The 18,681-nt window shown below is 64.8% G+C and carries 17 protein-coding genes and 3 pseudogenes; 6 read left to right on the top strand and 14 right to left on the bottom strand.

All coding sequences use genetic code 11. The annotated features are described in order from the left end of the window. The 3 genes and pseudogenes from ALC15_RS39515 to ispG form a co-directional block, all read right to left on the bottom strand. A pseudogene (locus ALC15_RS39515) lies at positions 1-932 on the bottom strand (hypothetical protein); the annotation flags it as partial. Positions 933-1,066: 134 nt separating this feature from the next. Beyond that, positions 1,067-1,960: a TauD/TfdA dioxygenase family protein gene (locus tag ALC15_RS39510; RefSeq protein ID WP_050631943.1), complete on the bottom strand. Its 894-nt coding sequence runs from the start codon at positions 1,958-1,960 to the stop codon at positions 1,067-1,069. Between the two features lie 255 nt (positions 1,961-2,215). Beyond that, a pseudogene (gene ispG, locus ALC15_RS39505) lies at positions 2,216-3,501 on the bottom strand (flavodoxin-dependent (E)-4-hydroxy-3-methylbut-2-enyl-diphosphate synthase). A 261-nt stretch (positions 3,502-3,762) separates the two neighbouring features. Here ispG and ALC15_RS39500 point away from each other — a divergent pair. Continuing rightward, positions 3,763-4,638 carry a sulfurtransferase gene (locus tag ALC15_RS39500; RefSeq protein WP_050631942.1) on the top strand — a complete coding sequence of 292 codons (876 nt, stop codon included), beginning with the start codon at positions 3,763-3,765 and terminating at the stop codon, positions 4,636-4,638. A gap of 276 nt (positions 4,639-4,914) precedes the next feature. Here the strand turns inward: ALC15_RS39500 and ALC15_RS39495 are convergent, their stop codons facing one another. Together ALC15_RS39495 and ALC15_RS39490 are read right to left on the bottom strand one after the other, a co-directional pair. Next, positions 4,915-5,871 (bottom strand): DMT family transporter, encoded by a 957-nt coding sequence (locus ALC15_RS39495; protein WP_050631941.1) that lies wholly within the window; start codon positions 5,869-5,871, stop codon positions 4,915-4,917. A gap of 199 nt (positions 5,872-6,070) precedes the next feature. Continuing rightward, the gene (locus ALC15_RS39490) at positions 6,071-6,556 is read right to left on the bottom strand and encodes a Fur family transcriptional regulator (protein ID WP_050631940.1); all 486 of its coding nucleotides are present in this window, start codon (positions 6,554-6,556) and stop codon (positions 6,071-6,073) included. Between the two features lie 158 nt (positions 6,557-6,714). Here ALC15_RS39490 and ALC15_RS39485 point away from each other — a divergent pair, with 158 nt between their 5' ends. The 4 genes from ALC15_RS39485 to ALC15_RS39470 all read left to right on the top strand — a co-directional run bounded on the left by ALC15_RS39485 (position 6,715) and on the right by ALC15_RS39470 (position 11,545). Then, positions 6,715-7,194, top strand: a complete 480-nt coding sequence (locus ALC15_RS39485) for a MarR family winged helix-turn-helix transcriptional regulator (protein ID WP_050631939.1) — start codon at positions 6,715-6,717, stop codon at positions 7,192-7,194. Continuing rightward, positions 7,187-8,362 carry an HlyD family secretion protein gene (locus ALC15_RS39480; RefSeq protein WP_050631938.1) on the top strand — a complete coding sequence of 392 codons (1,176 nt, stop codon included), beginning with the start codon at positions 7,187-7,189 and terminating at the stop codon, positions 8,360-8,362. Before ALC15_RS39485 ends, ALC15_RS39480 begins: the two co-directional genes overlap by 8 nt. Positions 8,363-8,428: 66 nt before the next feature. Beyond that, positions 8,429-9,985 carry an MDR family MFS transporter gene (locus tag ALC15_RS39475; protein WP_050631937.1) on the top strand — a complete coding sequence of 519 codons (1,557 nt, stop codon included), beginning with the start codon at positions 8,429-8,431 and terminating at the stop codon, positions 9,983-9,985. A gap of 249 nt (positions 9,986-10,234) precedes the next feature. Then, positions 10,235-11,545 carry an ABC transporter substrate-binding protein gene (locus tag ALC15_RS39470; RefSeq protein WP_050631936.1) on the top strand — a complete coding sequence of 437 codons (1,311 nt, stop codon included), beginning with the start codon at positions 10,235-10,237 and terminating at the stop codon, positions 11,543-11,545. 284 nt (positions 11,546-11,829) lie between these two features. Here the strand turns inward: ALC15_RS39470 and ALC15_RS39465 are convergent. From ALC15_RS39465 to ALC15_RS39450, 4 genes and pseudogenes are all read right to left on the bottom strand, one after another. Beyond that, a pseudogene (locus tag ALC15_RS39465) lies at positions 11,830-12,998 on the bottom strand (Gfo/Idh/MocA family protein). Positions 12,999-13,100: 102 nt separating this feature from the next. Beyond that, positions 13,101-13,634: an ester cyclase gene (locus ALC15_RS39460; RefSeq protein WP_050631935.1), complete on the bottom strand. Its 534-nt coding sequence runs from the start codon at positions 13,632-13,634 to the stop codon at positions 13,101-13,103. Then, positions 13,627-14,016: a VOC family protein gene (locus ALC15_RS39455; RefSeq protein ID WP_050631934.1), complete on the bottom strand. Its 390-nt coding sequence runs from the start codon at positions 14,014-14,016 to the stop codon at positions 13,627-13,629. Before ALC15_RS39455 ends, ALC15_RS39460 begins: the two co-directional genes overlap by 8 nt. Positions 14,017-14,031: 15 nt before the next feature. Further along, positions 14,032-15,060 (bottom strand): polysaccharide deacetylase family protein, encoded by a 1,029-nt coding sequence (locus ALC15_RS39450; RefSeq protein ID WP_050631933.1) that lies wholly within the window; start codon positions 15,058-15,060, stop codon positions 14,032-14,034. A 100-nt stretch (positions 15,061-15,160) separates the two neighbouring features. Between ALC15_RS39450 and ALC15_RS39445 the strand changes: the two genes are divergently transcribed. Further along, positions 15,161-16,069, top strand: a complete 909-nt coding sequence (locus ALC15_RS39445; protein ID WP_050631932.1) for a LysR family transcriptional regulator — start codon at positions 15,161-15,163, stop codon at positions 16,067-16,069. On the opposite strand, the gene ALC15_RS39440 is transcribed toward ALC15_RS39445, so the two are convergent. From ALC15_RS39440 to ALC15_RS39420, 5 genes are all read right to left on the bottom strand, one after another. Next, positions 16,048-16,902, bottom strand: coding sequence for a shikimate dehydrogenase (locus ALC15_RS39440; RefSeq protein ID WP_094194413.1), 855 nt, complete (start codon positions 16,900-16,902; stop codon positions 16,048-16,050). The two genes, ALC15_RS39445 and ALC15_RS39440, sit on opposite strands and share 22 nt — an antisense overlap. 21 nt (positions 16,903-16,923) lie before the next feature. Next, the gene (locus ALC15_RS39435) at positions 16,924-17,388 is read right to left on the bottom strand and encodes an SRPBCC domain-containing protein (protein ID WP_050631930.1); all 465 of its coding nucleotides are present in this window, start codon (positions 17,386-17,388) and stop codon (positions 16,924-16,926) included. 10 nt (positions 17,389-17,398) lie between these two features. Next, the gene (locus ALC15_RS39430) at positions 17,399-17,722 is read right to left on the bottom strand and encodes an ArsR/SmtB family transcription factor (RefSeq protein WP_050631929.1); all 324 of its coding nucleotides are present in this window, start codon (positions 17,720-17,722) and stop codon (positions 17,399-17,401) included. 130 nt (positions 17,723-17,852) lie between these two features. After that, positions 17,853-18,443: a protocatechuate 3,4-dioxygenase subunit alpha gene (gene pcaG / locus ALC15_RS39425; protein WP_050631928.1), complete on the bottom strand. Its 591-nt coding sequence runs from the start codon at positions 18,441-18,443 to the stop codon at positions 17,853-17,855. Next, positions 18,444-18,681, bottom strand: a 238-nt coding sequence (locus ALC15_RS39420) for a dioxygenase family protein (RefSeq protein WP_488240852.1), incomplete at its 5' end; no start/stop codon positions are given. It lies immediately after the preceding gene.

The following is an 18,681-nucleotide window of genomic DNA, read 5'->3' as shown; positions in this document are numbered from 1 at the left end:
TCCCTCAGCCGCGCCGCCTCATCGCTGGCCTTGGTCGCCAGCGCGGCTTGCGCTTCAACGTTACGACGAGCTGCCGCAAGGTCCTGCTCCAGCCGTGCGGCCCGCTCGCGCTCCTGCCCGAGCGACTTCTGCAAGTCCACCGCGCCAGTTCGCGAGGCCGCCTTCAGACGCGCCGCTTCAATGCCGGCCTTGGCTGCCTGAGATTCGTATACGTAGACCTTGCTGCGCGCCGCCGAGAGATCCTGCGCCAGTGCATCGCCCCGTTCGCGCTCCTTCTGCATCGATCGGCGCAGTTCCGCAGCGGCAGCTTCCGATGCGAGCCGCAGCCTGGTCGATTCGTCGCTCGCCTTGGCCGCCGCCGCTGATTGCGCTTCGATGTCACGACGAGCCGCCGCGAGGTCCTGCTCAAGCCGTGCGGCCCGCTCACGCTCCTGCCCCAGCGACTTCTGCAAGTCCGCCGCACCGTCCTGCGGCATGTCTTTCAGCGATTTTCTCAGCTTTTCGGCTTCGGCCTGCAGGGCATTCACGACCTGAGCCGAATTTTCGCGTTCCTTGGCCAGCAAGCCCTGTAGCGCTTCGATATCTTTCCGCGCTGTCGCGAGTTCGCGGGCGAGCGCGTCCGCGCTTTGCGGCTGATCCCTGGCGGGACCGGCGTGACCTGCCGGGCTCGTCTTGGCTTGTGCAAGTTGCAGGGAACTTGCGGCGACGCCATTGGACTGCGCCCGTGCGCCGCCGCCGGATGAATCGGCGAGGCACATCCCCGCAAGGGTTGCAGCGAACCATAACGGAACCGCCCGGCGCATCCTCCTCGGAGACGACCTGACGCGCGAACCGATCCTTTCACAGATTGAGTTCCCGCCATCGTCGCGAGTGACGATGCTCTCATGCCCGCGCGCGTCCACTATCACCTGCCGCATGGTGATATTGCCCATTCTGATGCGGCATCATAGGGCTCAGCGGCTCACGGATACTATGACCCGCAAGGGTTACCCCTGTTAACCGCTCAGGCTTGTGGACGAGGCCGCAACATCGCGGCCGTCGGAGCAGGGCCAGGCGAGCGCTGTCCTCACACCGGCCGTTCGCCCTTGACCGTCACGCGAGTGCCGGAGCGGGTGTGCGGCCAGTAATCCCACATCGCGCGGTGCTGGGCGCAGCGGTTGTCCCAGAACGCGATCGCATTCTCGGTCCAGCGGAAGCGACATTGAAACAGCGGGTTCTCAGCGTGCTGGTAGAGATAGGCCAGCATCGCGTCGCTCTCGTCGCGCGGGATGCCGACGATGAAGCGGGTGAAGCCGCGATTGACGTAGAGCGATTTCTTCCCCGTCACCGGATGGGTGCGGACCACCGGATGCTCGGCGCGCGGATATTCCCGTTTGTCGGTGACGCCGTAATTGGCGTACAGGCCACGATAAGTCTGCTCGCCGTCATGCAGCGCGGTCAACCCGTCGAGATAGGCCTTCATGCGATCCGACAGCGCCTCATAGGCGGCATACATGTTGGCGAACAGCGTGTCGCCGCCGCGCGGCGGGCATTGCTTGATGTAGAGGATCGAGCCCATCGGCGGCTCGAGATCGCAGGACACGTCGGTGTGCCAGCCCTCGCCATTGGCGCGCGGCGAATCCTTGTCGGCATAGATCTTCATCAGCGCCGGATCGCCTTCGTTGGGCGCGGCCGGATGCACGTGCAGCTCGCCGAACTTGCGGCCGAAGGCGAGGTGCTGGTCGGGGCTGATGTGCTGGTCGCGGAAGAAGATGACGAGATTTTCGGCGAGCGCGCGATGGATCTCGTCCATCTGGCGGTTGGAGCGCGCATCGTCGCCGACCAGCTTGCCGATATCGACGCCGGAGATTTCCGCGCCGATGATCGGCGTCAGCTTCTCGACGCCGATGGTCTCATAGGGCTCGGCCTCGCCGGCGAGGTGGCGGTAGCGCGGACCCTGCTTGCCGGACAGCGAGCTCATGGGCGTTCTCCCAATGGTTCTTGATTGGGAGGCATCGTAACGCTCATCGACGGAAGCGCAATCGGCGCCACAGACATATCTGTCGTCCCGGACAAGCGCAGCGAAGCGGAGCGCAGATCCGGGACCCACAACCACAGGATTGGGTTTGGCGAAGGCTCGTAACCCCCATCTCGCGCCACAACCGCCACCTGGGGTTATGGGTCCCTGCTTTCGCAGGGACGACGGGTCGAGTGTGGGACGCGAGCGCGGAGTGAACTACTCCGCGGCGCCGGCCGTCTCCGGCACCTTGGCGCCGTTGCCGTAACGCTGGTCGATATAGTCGATCACCAGCGCCTTGAAGTCGGCGGCGATACCGGGACCGCGCAGGGTGCGGAACTTCTTGCCGTCGACGAACACGGGCGCGGCCGGGGCCTCACCGGTGCCGGGCAGCGAGATGCCGATATTGGCGTGCTTGGATTCGCCGGGGCCGTTGACGATGCAGCCCATGACCGCGACGTTGAGCTGCTCGACGCCCGGATACTTGGTCTTCCAGGCCGGCATCTCGTCGCGGATGAAATCCTGGATCGAGCGCGCCAGCTCCTGGAACGTGGTCGAGGTGGTGCGGCCGCAACCCGGGCAGGCCGCGACCAGCGGCACGAACGTGCGGAAGCCCATGGTCTGCAGCAATTCCTGCGCGACCTGCACTTCCAGCGTGCGGTCGCCGCCGGGCTCCGGCGTCAGCGAGATCCGGATGGTGTCGCCGATGCCCTGCTGCAGCAGGATGCCGAGCGCGGCCGAGGAGGCCACGATGCCCTTCGAGCCCATGCCGGCCTCGGTGAGGCCGAGATGGATGGCGTAATCGGAGCGGCGCACGACTTCCTGATAGACCGCAATCAGGTCCTGCACGGCGGAGACCTTCGCCGACAGGATGATCTTGTTCTTGGGCATGCCCAGTTCCTGGGCGCGGGCCGCCGACAGCAGCGCCGACTGCACCATCGCCTCGCGGGTCACCGCGCGGGCATCGCGCGGTGACGGCGATGCGGTGTTCTCGTCCATCAGCTTGGTGAGCAGCTCCTGGTCGAGCGAGCCCCAATTGGCGCCGATGCGCACCGGCTTGTCGTTCTTGTTGGCGATCTCGATGATGTCGGCGAACTGGGTGTCGCGCTTGTTCTTGAAGCCGACATTGCCCGGATTGATGCGGTACTTGTCGAGCGCCTCGGCGCAGGCCGGATACTCGGCAAGCAGCTTGTGGCCGATATAGTGGAAGTCACCGATCAGGGGCGTGGTGATGCCGCGCTTGCGCAGGCCGTCGCGGATGTGCGGCACGGCGGCAGCGGCTTCCTCGCGGTCGACGGTGATGCGCACCATCTCGGAGCCGGCGCGGGAGAGCGCGGCAACCTGGGCGATGGTGCCATCGATGTCGGCGGTGTCGGTGTTGGTCATCGACTGCACGACGATCGGCGCACCGCCGCCGACGCACGTGCGACCATGACCTGCGTGGTTTGGTGCCGCGGCTGAGGACCTGCGACGTCGTCTTGCGGCAAAATCTCGGGCTTGTTCATGGCGTCTCGAATATCAGGTTTTGGTGACATTCACCAAGGGGGCGATGAGCCCAGCGCAAGGCGGGCTAAACGGTCATGTTTCGGAGTGAATTCAACAGCTTATGGCGCCGATTGAGGCCGAAGGCAAGCCATGCAGCGGCGTCCTGCATGCCTAGGCTATATTGGACCGAATTGGGGTGAATCAAAGGGCAAAGTGACCGCTTTTCATGTGACTTGGCGCATCTTAGCATCCTGTTAAGGGCATATCGGGAGGACGTGAAAATGGCCGACTATGGCGAGCTGATCACCACGGCGGAACTCGCCGAGATCCTGACCCGGCCCGAGTTGCGGCTGTTCGACTGCACGACCTATCTGGAGCCGGCGCCTGCCGGCAGCAACATTCCCTATGTCGTCGTCTCCGGTCGCCAGACGTTCGAGGCCGGCCACATCCCGGGAGCGAATTTCCTGGATTTGCAGGCCGAATTCTCCGACGCCCATACCGAACTGCGCTTCATGATGCCGCCGACGGCCCAGCTCGAGGCGGCGTTCGGCCGCCACGGCATCTCTGCCAGCAGCCGCGTGGTGCTCTATTCGATCGGCACCGCGATGTGGGCGACCCGGTTCTGGTGGATGCTGCGTTCGCTCGGCTTCGAGGGTGCCGCCGTGCTCGACGGCGGCATCGACAAATGGACCGCCGAGGGACGCGACATCGAGACCGGGCTTGCCGGCGGCTATCCGCCCGCGACGTTCCCGGCGCGGCCAAAGGACGGCATGTTCGTCGACAAGCATGACGTGCTCGCCGCGACCACCGAGGGTGACACCGTGATCGTCAACGCGCTCGGCCCGCAGTTCTACAAGGGCTTGGAGCCGAGCCGCTACGGCCGGCCCGGTCGCATCCCCGGCAGCGTCAGCGTACCGGCAGCTAGCCTGATCGATCCCAAGAGCAAGACATTCGTGCCGCTCGAGGAAGCCGAGGCGACCTTCGCCGCGCAAGGCATCACGAAGGACAAGCGCGTCATCGCCTATTGCGGCGGCGGCATCTCCGCGACCATCGACCTGTTTCAATTGCATCGGCTCGGCTTCGACAATCTCACGCTCTATGACGGCTCGATGGGCGAATGGGCGAAGGATAAGGAGCTGCCGATCGAAGTGGGGTAGCGGAGAGCAAAGGCTCTCTCCTTGTCGTCCCTGCGAAAGCAGGGACCCATAACCACCGAATTTGCTTGTGAACGAGAACGCGGCCCCAGCGTCGCGAGATAACCGACATTTGGGGTAATGGGTCCTGGCTTTCGCCAGGACGACACTGAATGTTGGGCGCCTCTGAGACTCACACATCCGCGTTTTTGGGTGCCGGGGAATCTATCGTAAGGACGACACTCTTCCTCCTCGTCATTCCGGGGCGTGCGAAGCGCGAGCCCGGAATGACAAAGGAGATCACGCCGGCACGTTCGGGTCCGGCGTCACCTTCGGGTCGGGCTTGTTGACCAGATAGAGGCCCGCGATCACCAGCAGCGCGGCGACGCCGAATACCGGGGTCAGGGTGTCGTGCATGACGAAATAGGCCGCGACGACGCCGAACAGCGGCGTGACGAAGGTGAAGGCCGACAGCTTGCTTGCCGAATAGGTCTTCACCATCGCAAACCAGATGACAAAGGTACAGCCGACCACCCAGACCGCCTGATAGGCGAGCAGCGAGATCGACAATGCGCTCGGCACATGCTCGATGCGCTCGCCGCCGATCCAAGCGGCGAGGCCGAGGATCGGGATCGAGATCGCGACCTGGTAGCCGAGCGCCTTTTCCGGCGCCGCCTTGCGCAACTGAGTGCCCTTGGCGACCAGCGTGGTCGCCGCCCACAGCGCGCCGCCGCCGACCACCATGAGGTCGCCGAGCAGCACCCTGGCATCGACATTGGGCTGCGGCACACCGATCGCGAGCGCGACACCGGCGAAGCTCAGCGCCAGCCCGCTCCATTGCACGGTCGAGAGACGCTCGCCGAGGAACTGGTGCGAGCCGAGCGCGACGAAGAACGGCGCGGTGTAGAGGAACACCGAGGCGCGCGACGCCGAGGTGAAGACCAGACCGGTGAAGATCAGCACGAACTCGCAGCCGAACATCAGGCCGGCGACGATGCCGGGGACGAGCGTACCGTCGCGCTCGAAGAATTTGACGCCGCGCAAATGGCCGACGATCAGCATCACCGGCAGCGCGCCCGAGGAGCGGATCAGCGCCTGCAGCATCGGCGGCACGTCGGGCAGCGCGAGCTTGACCGCGAGCTGGTTGAAACCCCAGCTCACGCACAGCATCAGCATCAATGCGATGGCGCCGGGCGGCAGCCCGTGGCCGACGCTGACGGGCCTCGTGACACTGGCAGAGATCGCTTGGGTCGACATGTTTCCTCGCGGGCCGGCTTGCTGCCGTGTTGTTGTTAGTCGGACTGCGTCGTCCCTGCGAAAGCAGGGACCCATACGCCGCGGCCGGTGTTTTGAACGAGACTTGTCGTTCCCTTGTCGTACAACAATTGAGGGCGGAGGTTGTGGGTCCCTGCTTTCGCAGGGACGACACCGCGGTGAGGACTTTGGCCGCGCTCAATCATTTCTGGCAATGCGCGCAGGTGCCGGCGATCTCGACCACGGAAAGCTTCGGGATGAAGCCCGAGGCGCGCGCCGCCGCGGTCAGGCTTTGCGCGACGGGGGCGGCTGGGATCTCGCCGACCGAGCCGCAATGGTCGCAGATCAGGAACGCCACCATGGAGGTCTCGTCATGGTCGTGCGCGCAGGCCAGGAAGGCGTTGCGGCTTTCGATGCGGTGGACGAGACCGTTCTCCATCAGGAAGTCGAGCGCGCGGTAGACGGTAATCGGTGCCGGGCGCGGCATCGTCTTGGCCAGCTCGTCGATCACCTCATAGGCGCCGAGCGGGCGGTGGCTCGACAGCAGCGCCTGCAGCACCTGACGCCGGATCGGGGTGAATTTCTGCCCGCGGCGCGAACAGACCTGCTCGGCATGCGCCATCGCGTCCGCGGCGCAGCGGCCGTGATCGTGGTCGGGGGCAGGAAAGGTCGGCTTGGCGAGGCTCATTGCCCGGATATGTAGCATTTTTGCGCCGGTTCCCATAGCCCGGCCGCCCGGCGCTCCCGCCGAGCCATGTGCGCAAAGCGGAGCAGCCTCCCGTTAACCCGGCATGCAGAATTAATGAGCAAGCTTATTATATCCCAAGCTTATGGAGGCAGGACCTTATGCGCGGTTCCGTGGATTCGGACTTCTTGTTTACGCTCGGTGAGTTGTTCCGGTTGATCCGCGTCTATGCCGACAAGGAGGCCGCGCGCTACGGCATCACCCGTGCGCAATGGGCCGTCCTGTCCAAGGTGGAACGCCAGGAAGGACTGAAGCAGACCGAGCTTGCGGAACTGCTCGAGGTGCAGCCGATCACGCTGACGCGGCTGATCGACAAGCTCTGCGACAATGGCTGGATCGAGCGCCGCAGCGACGAGAACGACCGCCGCGTCAACCGCCTCTATCTGAAGAAGGCCGCGCGCCCGCTGCTCGGGAAGCTCGCAGGCCTGCGCTCCGAACTCACCGCGACCGCGCTCGAGGGCATCAGCCCCGCAGACGCGCATCGCCTGCTCACTCAATTGGAATCGATCAAGGAAAACGTTCGCAATGCCATCCAAAGCCCAGCCGGCGAGCCCTCCCGAAAGGAACAGCGCTATGGCTGAACCCATCCTCAAGCTGGCCCCCGAGCAGAAGAGCAATCCGGGCGAGCCTGCGCCGGCCGGCAAGGCCAGCCGCGCGCCGCGCCGTCGCCTGATGGCGGGCCTACGGCGCTATCGCCGCGTGCTGCTGCTCGTCGTGCTGCCGATCGTGGCTGTGATCGCCGGCGGCGTGTTCTATCTCAATGGCGGGCGCTATGTCGGCACCGATGACGCCTATGTCGGCGCGCAGAAGGTGCTGATCACGCCCGAGATCTCCGGCAAGATCGACAAGATCGTCGTCAAGGAAGGCCAGCACGTCAAGAAGGGCGACGAGCTGTTCGAGATCGACCCGGTGCCGTTCCGCCTCGCGGTGGACCAGGCCAAGGCGGCGCTCGACCAGACCCGGACCACCTATGACAATCTGGTCGACAACATCAAGATCAACACCAAGATGCTGGAATTCGCCCAGCAGAGCATTGAATTGAAGAAGCGCGACGTCGATCGGAAATCGACGCTCGCCAAGCAGAACTTCGGCTCGCAGCTCGACCTCGATAACGCGGCCAACGCGCAAGTCACGGCCGAGAGCTTGGCGCAGTACATCAAGCAGCAGATCTCCAAGGACAGGACGCAGTTGCTCGGCGATGTCGAACTGCCGATCGAGAAGTTCCCGCCCTACGCCCAGGCCAAGGCCAAGCTCGACGACGCGCAGCGCAATCTCGACCACACCGTGCTGCGGGCGCCGATGGACGGCGTCGCGACCCAGGTCGACCAGATCCAGCTCGGCCGCTTCGTCACCGCGGGCGCGCCGGTGTTCTCGGTGATCGACGTCGACCATCCCTGGGTCGACGCCAATCCGAAGGAAAGCGACTTCACCTATGTCGCGGTCGGCCAGCCGGTGACGCTCGACGTCGACGCGTTCCCGAACCATGCGTTCAAGGGCAAGATCGGCTCGCTGTCACCCGGCACCGGCGCTCAGTTCGCGATCCTGCCGCCGCAGAACGCCACCGGCAACTTCGTCAAGGTGGTGCAGCGCGTGCCGGTGCGGATCTATTTCGACGAGAACGATCCGTTCGTGAAGAAGCTGAAGGCCGGCATGAGCGTCTACGCGACGATCGACACCAACCACCGCCGCTCGCTGGCCGGCCTGCTCGGGCTCGGCTCAGCCACCGCGCACCCGGATCACCAGGACTAGGGCTCGCACTCCCTCTCCCGCAAGCGGGAGAGGTGACGTCTTGCTGGAAGAACAGGACTGAACTGAATGAATGCACCGTCACCGTCCGCCGTACCCGGCATGCGCCGGAACATGGTGACGATCTGCGCGATGACCGCGACGATCATGCAGGCGCTCGACACCACGATCGCCAACGTCGCGCTGCCTTATATGCAGGGTTCGCTGTCGGCCTCGCAGGACCAGATCAACTGGGTGCTGACCTCCTACATCGTCGCGGCCGCGATCATGACCGCGCCGGTCGGCTGGATCGCCAACCGCTACGGACGCAAGCGCATCTTCATCATCTGCTCGGCCGGCTTCACCATCGCCTCGGTGCTGTGCGGCCTCGCGCAGGACATCAACCAGATGGTGCTGTTCCGGCTGTTGCAGGGCGTGTTCGGCGCAGCGCTGGTGCCGCTGTCGCAGGCGGTGATGCTGGATTCCTACGCGCTGCATGAGCGCGCCAAGGCGATGTCGATCTGGGGCATGGGCGTGATGATGGGCCCGATCATGGGACCGTCGCTCGGCGCCTGGCTGACCGAGACCTATTCCTGGCACTGGGTGTTCTTCGTCAACCTGCCGTTCGGCGCGATCACCGTGCTCGGCCTCGCCGTATTCATGGACGAGACCAAGCAGGATCTCAATCTGCGCTTCGACTGGTTCGGCTTCGGCGCGCTCGCGGTCGCGATCGGTTCGCTGCAGCTCGCGCTCGACCGCGGCGAGCAGCTCGGCTGGCTCGAATCCAATGAGATCATGATCGAATTCATCGTCTCGGCGGTCGGCTTCTACTATTTCTTCGCCCATTCGCTGACCACCAGCCGGCCGTTCATCCAGTTCGCACTGTTCAAGGACAAGAACTTCCTCGGCGGCTGCGTGTTCATGACCGTGATGGGCCTCGTGCTGTATTCGACCATGGCGCTGTCCTCGCCTTACCTGCAGAACGTGGTCGGTTATCCGATCATCACCGCGGGCCTGCTGCTGGCGAGCCGCGGCTTCGGCACCTTCGTCGCGATGATGCTGGTCGGCCGCCTGATGCGTTACATCGAGGCGCGCACGCTGATCATCTCGGGCCTCGCCCTGACCGCGGCCTCGCTATTCCAGATGACCGGCTGGACCGACATGACCCAGGCGAACGAGATCATCGTCGTCAGCGTGATCCAGGGCTTCGGCTTCGGCCTCGTCTTCGTGCCGCTGTCGACGGTGGCGTTCCTGACGCTGCCGGGCCATCTGCGCACCGATGGCACCTCGATGCTGACGCTGCTGCGCAACGTCGCGAGCTCGGTCGGCATCTCGATCGTGATCGCGCAGCTCACCGAAGGCGGACGGCGGATCTACGCGAAGCTCTCCGAGCAGATCAATCCGTTCAATCACGCGCTGCAGATGCCCGACGTGTCGGGCATGATCAACCTCAACACCGACGCCGGTCGCGCGATGGCCGACAGGATGGTGGCGGCGCAGTCGCAGATCATCGCGTTCTCGCACGACTATCAGCTGGTGATGCTGTTCATCCTGGTCTCGATCCCGCTCGCGCTGATGATCGGTTCGACCAAGGCCGCACTGCGCGCGCAGTCGGCGCCGTCGGACCACGCCGCGGTGATGGAGTAGGCTCCTCGTCATTCCAGGGCATGCGAAGCAAGAGCCCGGAATCCATTCATCAGCAAGGTTCGCGGCCCGATGGATTCTGGGCTCGTGCTTCGCACGCCCCGGAATGACGAGGGGAGAAAACCACGCTCACCCCCTCCCAAAGCGCAACACGCCGCACCCGCAAGCCGCGTTGACTTTCCGACATCGCCTCCCAATACTCCCCGAAAAATAACACCCGTCACACAACTGACGGTTTCAGGGGAGGACGCGATGCCGACTTCACGCAGGACGCTGCTGAAGACTTCAGCGGCTGCCGCCGCTGCTTTCAGCTTCGATTGGACACGCGCGCAGGCGCAGGCCGAAACGGTCCGCATCGGCGTGATCTACGACCTCACCGGCCCGTTCGCCGCCGGCGGCTCGGTCGCCTCCTCGATCGGCACCCAGATCGCGATCGATCTGGTCAACGAGAAGGGCGGCGTCGGCGGCAAATACAAGATCGCACCCGTCAACGTCGATTCCCAGAGCAAGCCTGATGTGGCGATCAACGAAGCCAATCGCCTGATCGACCAGGAGAAGGTCGACATCCTCAACGGCGTGTTCGCAAGCTCGCACGCGGTGCCGCTCGCCGCCAAGGTCGAGCAGCAAAAGCGCATCCTGTGGATCACGACCGCGGTCTCGACGGCCGTGTTCAAGGACAAGAACCTGCAATACGTGTTCCGCGCGCAGATTCATTCCGATCAATACGGCCAGGCCTTCGGCGGCTTCCTCGGCGAGCACGCCAAGGCCAGGCTCGGCATGGAGCCGAAGGACGTCAAGGTGGCGCTGATCCACGAGGACGGGCCCTACGGCGTCGGCGTCGCCGCCGCCGACGAAACCTTCGCCAAGGAGGCCGGGCTGCAGGTCGTGCTCAAGGAAGGCTATTCGGCCTCCGCGCCCGACCTCTCGGTGCTGGTGACCAAGCTGAAACGCGCCAAGGCCGACATCATCTCGCATGCCGGCTACAACCCCGACATCACGCTTTTCCTGCGCCAGGCGCGCGAGAGCGGGCTGAAGTTCAAGATGCTGTTCGGCGCCGGCGCCGGCTACAGCCAGCTCGACAAGCTGCGCGCGACCTTCGGCGCCGATATCGACAATTTCTGCAACATCGATCCGGTTCCGGCGCAGCTGCTCGATCCTGCCAAGCTCGCGCCCGGCGTCGGCGATCTCACCAAGACGATGGTCGCGCGCTACCGCGAGAAGACCAGCGCCACCGAGGTGCCGCCGCACTGCTCGATGGGCTTCAACCAGACCTGGATCCTGCTCAACAATGTGCTGCCGGTCGCCAAGGAGAAATATGGCGGCTTCGATCCCGAGGCGATCCGCAAGGCGGCGCTGGACGTCGACATCCCCGCGGGCGGCACCATCCAGGGCTATGGCGTGAAGTTCTATCCGCCGGGCACTCCGATGTCCGGCCAGAACGAGCGCTCGACCCCGGTCGTGATGCAGAACGCCGGTGAGCGCATCACCGTGGTGTGGCCGACGAATATCCGCACCCAGGATCCGGTGTTCCCGTTGCCGAAGGGATCGGTGTACGGGGCGTAAGCGGTCTGACCCGGTAAAACTGTAGCCGCAGCGGCGCTACACCTCTCCCACGCAACCGGGGGTTACCCCGGTTGCGCATCGCGAAGCTGCGCAAGTCGGGCAGGCCCGACTTGCGTGTGGGAGAGGTCGGATCGCATCGCAAGATGTGATCCGGGTGAGGGGTCTCTCTCCTCGAATTCTTCAGCAGTCGCGTTCGCGGAAGCACCCTCATCCGGCGCGCCTTGCGCGCCACCTTCTCCCACAGAGGAAGAAGGGAAGAGGGCGCTGCCGTCGACTTCACATCCTCACAACGTCACCCGCCTGCCCTCGTCGGCGGCCCAATAGCGGCGTAGTTCACCTTGGTCGTCTCATACGCCAGCGCGAGGTCCGCGAGCGGCTGCCGGCCGGTCGCCACGCACTCCATGAAATCCTGGATCTCCTGCAGATAGCCGCGGGTCCACTCCTCCTCCAGGCAGACATATTGCCAGCCGGTTTTGCGATCGACCTTCTCGGTGATGTAGACGCTCGCGAGCTTCTCCTCGGAGGTCTGATAGCTCGTCAAGTGCGTGTTCGGCGTGATGTTGGCGAACAGCGCGCCGCCGCTTGTGTAGGTCTCGATCAGATTGCGCACGCCGCCCATGATCATGTCGCCGGAGAACACCGTCGCCTTGGTGTCGTCGGAGAAGGTCGCGGTCAGCGTGCCCCAATCCTCGACGTCGACCGGATTGGCCTTGATATAGGCGCGCTCCTCCGGCTTGAGCGAAGCTGTGACATTGCCGACGTCGCAGGTGACGCTCGCGACATTGATGGTCTCGTCGCGGGCCTTGGCCTCGACCTGCTTGAGATAGAGCACCGCCGACAGTGGATGGCAGCCCATCCGGATCAGCGAGCCGCCGCCGGTCATCGCCCATTGCGCGGCATGCGCCGCATGCGAGCCGGAGTGGCTTTCCTCACCCTTCATGAACAGGATCTTGTCGCCGGTGGCGCGGATGATCTCCGCGGTCTTGGTCACCGCCGGCGCGTAGATCCAGTCCTCGGCATACATGAAGAGCCGGCCGGTTCTCTCGATCGCAACGCGGGTTTGCTCCATCTCCTCCATCACGCGCTGGTACATCAGCGCCTTCGGCACGTGCCTGCCGATCGGCTCCTTGTCGCCGTCGCGGCCGAAATAACCGCTGAACGGCTTCTCGCAGATCACGTGCTTGCCGGCCTGCATGGCGTCAACGATCATCGCGGCGTGCAGGTTCGGCGGCGTGCAGATGTCGATGACGTCGAGCTCGCGGTCGGCGACCAGCTCGGCGAAGCTGCGATAGGCGTTCGGGATTGCGTGTTTGCGGGCGAACGCATTGACGTGATCGCCGCGCGCCGCCACCGCCCTCACCTCGACATCGACGCCATAGACGCGCCGGTACGCGTACATGTGCAGCTCCGAGACGAAGCCGCAGCCGGCCAGACCGATCCTGATTTTTGTCATTGGAGGATGCCCCTGATGTCGCGGGATGGGCACCCATCATAGCGAAGCGGCGGCGCCGGTCGATGCGTCCGGCGGCAGAAAGGCATCAGGCACCCGGACGGGTCATTGTGTGAGCTTGGCGACGCCCATCTTGGAGAGCAGGGTCAAATTGTCCTCGATGTGCCAGTTGTCGGTGACACGGCCGCCGGTGACCTTGAGCAGATCGGTGGCGATGAAATCGATCGCTTGCCCGCTGCCGCTGGTCGCACCGAAGCTGCCGGTGAAATGCCCGCGGAACTGCATGTGCACGGTGACGTAGTCGCCGGCCACGATCATCTTGACCACCTCGACCGAGAGGTCCGGCACTGCGGTACGGAAATTCCTCGAGGCGAAGGCCGGCCCTTGCGGTCCCTGCGGACGGCCAGCCGGCAGGGTGTGATCGACGAAATTGTCTGAGATCGCGGCCTTGAGCGCGGCCTCGTCGCCGCTGTTCCAGAACTGGTAGAAAGCCTTCGCCGCGGCGACCGTGGCATCGCGCTCGGCTGACGGGACCGCGGCCGCGACGACGAGATCGTCGATCTTCACCTCGTCGGCGCGAGCCGGCGCCGCGAGCAGCACAGCCATTGCAAGCGCTGTGGCGGCCAGAACATTACGCATTGTTTTTGCTCCTCATTGCGGCATCGCGCTCACGAAACACCAGTTCGAGCAGGATGCCGGTCGGCGTGCGAACGAACAACCGGCGCTCGCCGAGCTCCGGCAGGTCCATGGTGGAATAGGGAATGGCGAGCGTCTCGATCTTGTGGCGGTAGGCCTCATAGCCCTCGAGGCGAAAGCCGACATGGTCGATGGTTTCGCCGCGCGGATCGTTGCGGGTGCCCTCGCCCGGGACCAGATGCACCACCGGCTCGCCATCGGCATAGAGCCAGTAGCCGGGAAAGGCGAAGCCGGGGCGATAGCCCGGCTTCACGTCGAGCAGATTCTCGAGGAAGGCACGGGTGCCTTCCAGGTCCTTGGTACGCAGGGTGACGTGGTCGAGCATCGATGCCTCCCGCGATCAGGCCGCAGGTCCGGGCAGGCCGGTCACGCTGGGCGCGCCGCGCTGGATCACCGGCGTGTTGGCGCGATTGGCGAGCGCATAGCGTGCGATCTCGTCCTTGCGCGCGAACCAGACATCGCCCTTGCTCCTGGCGTAGGACAGGAAGCGATCGAGCACCCGCGCACGGCCGGCATGGCCGGAGATGCGATCGTGCAGGCTGATCACCATCATCCGCCGGCGCTTTGCGCCCTCCTCATACAGCTGGTCGAACTCGTCCTTCAGCGCCTGCTCATAGGCGGCCGGATTCCAGCCCTGGAATGGGAACGAGACGATGTCGTTCATGTGCATCGTGTAGGGCACCGTGACGAAATCCTTGCCACGCACCGGCACGATGAAGGGCTCGTCATGGCTCGGCTCGTCGATGTGATAGAGGAAGCCGAGGTCCTGCAGCGTCTCCAGGATGTGCACGGAGTTTCGCATCCAGTACGCATTCCATCCGATCGGAGTCTGCCCCGTGATCTTCTGGATCGTCTCGACGCTGTCAGCGATGAAGCGCTTCTCCTGATCCTTCGGCAGCTGATACGAGTTGCTCCAGATCCGGCCATGTGCAGCCGCCTCATGGCCACGGCGCACGATCTCCCGGGCGATGTCGGGCGAGGTCTCGACCGCCTTGCCGATCATGAAGGACGACAGCTTGATGCCGTGCTTGTCCATCAGATCGAGCAGGCGCGGGATGCCCTCATAGTGGCCATAAGCGAAGAACGCGTTGGTCGGCAGATCGGGCACGCCCTTCTCGATCGGATCGGGGATGACGCCACCGGCGCCGGAAATCGGCTGGCCGCCGCCTTCGAACATCAGAGACAGGCTGACCGCGAGGCGCGCCCCGTTGGGCCAGAAGCCGCCGCCATTGGACGTAGCCTGGGCGTCGGATGCGGCATTCGCTGGTTGGGTCGCGCCGCTGAGTCCGGCGGCAGCGAGGGCGCCGGCGGCACCGACGGCCTGGAGGGTTTCGCGGCGGCTGAGTTGGGTCGAGGACGAGTGGGTCATGAGCTGATCTCCGTGTTGATGGAAATCAGCCTATTCTCTTTCCATTTGGAGTATTATACTCCATATCTTGAAGATATTCTCTACTTTTTGGAAACAATCCATGCTCGACGACATCACCGAGCTCCGGACCTTCGCGAAGATCGTCACGTCAGGCAGCCTGTCCGCCGCCGGGCGCGAGATGGGGGTGGCGCTGAGCGTCGTCAGCAAGCGGCTCGCGACGCTGGAAAAGCGCACCGATACCAGCCTGATCGTGCGCAGCACCCGCCACCTCGCGCTCACCGAGGAGGGACAAAGGCTGTTCGACCGGGCGCAGCGCATCCTCGCCGAGGTCGATGAAGCGGAGGCCGCGCTGGCCCATGGCCGCGTCGAGCCGCAGGGCGTGCTGCGGGTCAGCGCGACGGTCGCGTTCGGGCGCGCGCACATCAGCCCGGTCTGTCGTGATCTCGCGCTGACCTATCCGAAGATGTCGGTCGAGCTGATGCTCACGGACCGCCTGGTCGAACTGATTGACGAACGCATCGACGTCGTGATCCGCATCGGCATGCCGCGCGACTCCGACCTGATCATGCGCAAGCTGATCGACAATCACCGCATCATCGCGGCGTCACCGGGCTATGTCATGCGGCACGGCGCGCCAACCTCGCCCGAGGATCTCACGCAGCACAACTGCCTGCTCTACAACAGGGGCGCGCAGACGCGGTGGCGGCTGGTGCATGGCGACGGCCGCACCGCCGAGATCGAGGTGTCGTCGCGGCTGCGCTGCGACAATGGCGAGGTCGCGCATGACTGGGCGGTCGACGGCGCCGGCCTGATCATGAAGAGCTGGGTCGATGTCGCGCCCGATCTCGCATCCGGCCGCCTGGTGCAGGTGCTGCCGGAATGGCGCAGCGATCCCGCGCCGGTCTGCGCGCTGTTCGCGCAGGGACGCCAGATGCCAACGCGCGTGCGGCTGTTCCTCGACGCCATCTCGAAGCGGATGGCCGCGTTTCAGGTAGCCGGCGGCGCGTAGCGCGCGGCCATCACGGCGTCGAACGCATTTGCCATCGCTTCATGCCGCGGCGTCATCCCGGTGAACAGCCTGAAGGCGTCGGCCGCGGCGTTGATCGCGAGGTCTCGCCCGGTCAGCACGCTGGCGCCCTTGGCCCTTGCCGCCGTGAGCAGCGGTGTCCAGAGCGGCGTGTAGACCGCGTCGGCGACCCACATCGAGGGATGCAGCAACGCATCCGGCACCGGCGTGTCGCGGCTCGGCAGCATGCCGACCGGCGTTGCGTTGACGAGACCTGCGGCGCCCTGCACCGCGGCGTCGACGCTGGCGGCGTGAACCGCGCGATGATCCTGCAATTGGTCCGCAAGCTGCGCAGCCTTTGCGGCATCGGCATCGAAGATCCTGATCTCGGCAACGCCGAGCCCCGCCAGCGCGAATGCGATCGCCTTGCCAACGCCGCCGGCACCGATCAACGCGATCGGGCCGCGCGGCGCTGACGCAAGCAGCGGTGCAATCGCGCGCACAAAACCTGATGCATCGGTGTTGTGCCCGACCAGACGCCCGCCACTGGCGACGATGGTGTTGACCGCGCCGATCGCGCGGGCATCCCGCGCGAGGTCATCGAGCAGATCGACCACCGCCTCCTTGTAAGGAAAGGTGACGTTGACGCCGGCAAAGCCGAGCCGCCTGATGCCCTCGAGCATCGCGCTGAGATCGTCGCGCCCCGCGCCCTTGACCTCGATGAGCTGGTAGTGCGCGTGAACGCCGAGGGCGGCGGCGGCCTGCTCGTGCATCGCCGGCGCCGCCGAATGCGCGATCGGATAGCCGATCAGACCGGTCAGGAAGCGGTCGCGCATCATCCCTCATGTCGGCAATGGTCAGCTCATGCGGTCGAGCCGAGCATAGCTGTCTTCCATGCCGTGCTCCATGCCGGTCGCGAGCATCGCCGCGCGGGTCTCCGCATCCGGCAGCGTCATCCGCATGGTCATCAGGGTGCCGTCACCGTCGGGCGCAAAGCGCGTCTCGACACGATTGTCCGGCGTCGGATCCGGCAGATGCATGCGCTCGACATGCACGATGCGGCTGAACGGTTCGAGCTCAAGATATTCGCCGGTCAGGTGAAAGCCGTCGCCCTTGCCGTCGGTCCATTCGTAACGGATCTTGCCGCCGGGCCTGAGCTCGCTGATGCAGACCGGCATGGTCCAGCCTTCCGGGCCGAGCAGCCACTTCTGCAACAGCTCAGGCTCGGTATGCGCGCGATACACCGCTTCGGGCGGCGCGCCGAAGCGCCTGGTCACGACGATGTAGCGGTCGCCTTCGGTCTTCAGCGTCAGCTTACTCATAGGGCACCTTTCACTTCTCAGGCTTCATGGCGGCCAGCACTCCGTCCAGCCGGTCGTAATTGGTTTCCAGCGCGCGGCGCAGCATGCCGAGCCATTGATCGATCTCGGCAACCGCCGTCGGCGCCAGCCGGCACGGCCGCTTGGTGCCTTCGACCCGCCGCACGATCAGGCCGGCGCCCTCGAGCACCTTGAGATGGCGGGAGATCGCCGGTTGGGTCAGCTCGAACGGCTCAACCAGCTCCATGACGGTCGCCTCGCCCAAAGCGAGACGCGCCAGGATCGCCCGGCGGGTCGGGTCGGCGAGCGCGGAGAAGGCGGCGTCGAGGTTGGCCATGCTTTATCTCATGTTTGTTATATAACAGATTGTTATATAATGAGATGTAAATGGTCAAGCAAAATCCGCTGCGGCGGAGGCGCGCAGCGGATTCTGGTGGTTCCTTCAATGCTCGATTGGCGGTCAGCCGCTAGACGTCGAAGAACACCGTCTCGTTGTCGCCCTGCAGGTGGACATCAAAGGTGTAGGCGTTGCCGCCCGTCTTCTTGGCGATCAACGTCGCACGACGATCGGCCGGCACCAGTGCCAGCACGGAATCAGTCGCGTTGCCGGCCTCGTCGTCGAAATAGATCCGGGTGTAGAGGTGCAGCAGCATGCCGCGCGCGAACACCGCGAGCACGATGTGCGGCGCCTGCGGCTTGCCGTCGGCATCAGGCACCACGCCGGGCTTGATAGTGTCGAACGAATAGCCGCCGCTCTTGTCGGTGCCGCAACGGCCAAAACCCTTGAACGAGGAATTCGGCAGTGCCCGCTTGTCCTGCGGGTCGGAGAAGCGGCCCTCGCTGTCGGCCTGCCAGATCTCCAGCATGCAATCCGGGATCACGGCGCCGTCGCCGTCATAGACCTTGCCCTCGACGCGGATCCGTTCGCCGGATGTATCCGGCGTCAGCAGATTGTTGGTGAAGGCGTCGTTCCACTCATACTCGCCGTTCGGCGTCAGGCCGTATTTGAAATAGGGACCGACGGTCTGCGAGGGCGTGATTCCATCAGGACGTGACACTTACTTGGTCTCCATCGGCGTGGCGTTGCGCCCGCGCAGCACGATATCGAAGCGATAGCACAGCGCCCATTCCGGCTTGGTGTTCTCGAGATCGAACGAGGAGATCATCCGCGCCCGCGCCTTCTCATCCGTCACCGAGTTGAAGATCGGGTCGAACGGGAACAGGGGATCGCCGGGGAAGTACATCTGCGTCACCAGACGCGAGATGAAGGAGTGGCCGAACACCGAGAAGTGGATA

Origin of the sequence: Bradyrhizobium viridifuturi (assembly GCF_001238275.1) — a bacterium.
Lineage (GTDB): Bacteria > Pseudomonadota > Alphaproteobacteria > Rhizobiales > Xanthobacteraceae > Bradyrhizobium > Bradyrhizobium viridifuturi.
Note: the sequence above shows the minus strand (reverse complement) of the source record. Positions and strands in the feature narration are given on the sequence as shown.

Excerpts from the sequence above, each read along its gene's own strand:
- ALC15_RS39510 (WP_050631943.1), bottom strand. The coding sequence starts at position 1,960 with ATGAGCTCGCTGTCCGGCAAGCAGGGTCCGCGCTACCGCCACCTCGCC.
- ALC15_RS39500 (WP_050631942.1), top strand. The coding sequence starts at position 3,763 with ATGGCCGACTATGGCGAGCTGATCACCACGGCGGAACTCGCCGAGATC.
- ALC15_RS39495 (WP_050631941.1), bottom strand. The coding sequence starts at position 5,871 with ATGTCGACCCAAGCGATCTCTGCCAGTGTCACGAGGCCCGTCAGCGTC.
- ALC15_RS39490 (WP_050631940.1), bottom strand. The coding sequence starts at position 6,556 with ATGAGCCTCGCCAAGCCGACCTTTCCTGCCCCCGACCACGATCACGGC.
- ALC15_RS39485 (WP_050631939.1), top strand. The coding sequence starts at position 6,715 with ATGCGCGGTTCCGTGGATTCGGACTTCTTGTTTACGCTCGGTGAGTTG.
- ALC15_RS39480 (WP_050631938.1), top strand. The coding sequence starts at position 7,187 with ATGGCTGAACCCATCCTCAAGCTGGCCCCCGAGCAGAAGAGCAATCCG.
- ALC15_RS39475 (WP_050631937.1), top strand. The coding sequence starts at position 8,429 with ATGAATGCACCGTCACCGTCCGCCGTACCCGGCATGCGCCGGAACATG.
- ALC15_RS39470 (WP_050631936.1), top strand. The coding sequence starts at position 10,235 with ATGCCGACTTCACGCAGGACGCTGCTGAAGACTTCAGCGGCTGCCGCC.
- ALC15_RS39460 (WP_050631935.1), bottom strand. The coding sequence starts at position 13,634 with ATGCGTAATGTTCTGGCCGCCACAGCGCTTGCAATGGCTGTGCTGCTC.
- ALC15_RS39455 (WP_050631934.1), bottom strand. The coding sequence starts at position 14,016 with ATGCTCGACCACGTCACCCTGCGTACCAAGGACCTGGAAGGCACCCGT.
- ALC15_RS39450 (WP_050631933.1), bottom strand. The coding sequence starts at position 15,060 with ATGACCCACTCGTCCTCGACCCAACTCAGCCGCCGCGAAACCCTCCAG.
- ALC15_RS39445 (WP_050631932.1), top strand. The coding sequence starts at position 15,161 with ATGCTCGACGACATCACCGAGCTCCGGACCTTCGCGAAGATCGTCACG.
- ALC15_RS39440 (WP_094194413.1), bottom strand. The coding sequence starts at position 16,902 with ATGCGCGACCGCTTCCTGACCGGTCTGATCGGCTATCCGATCGCGCAT.
- ALC15_RS39435 (WP_050631930.1), bottom strand. The coding sequence starts at position 17,388 with ATGAGTAAGCTGACGCTGAAGACCGAAGGCGACCGCTACATCGTCGTG.
- ALC15_RS39430 (WP_050631929.1), bottom strand. The coding sequence starts at position 17,722 with ATGGCCAACCTCGACGCCGCCTTCTCCGCGCTCGCCGACCCGACCCGC.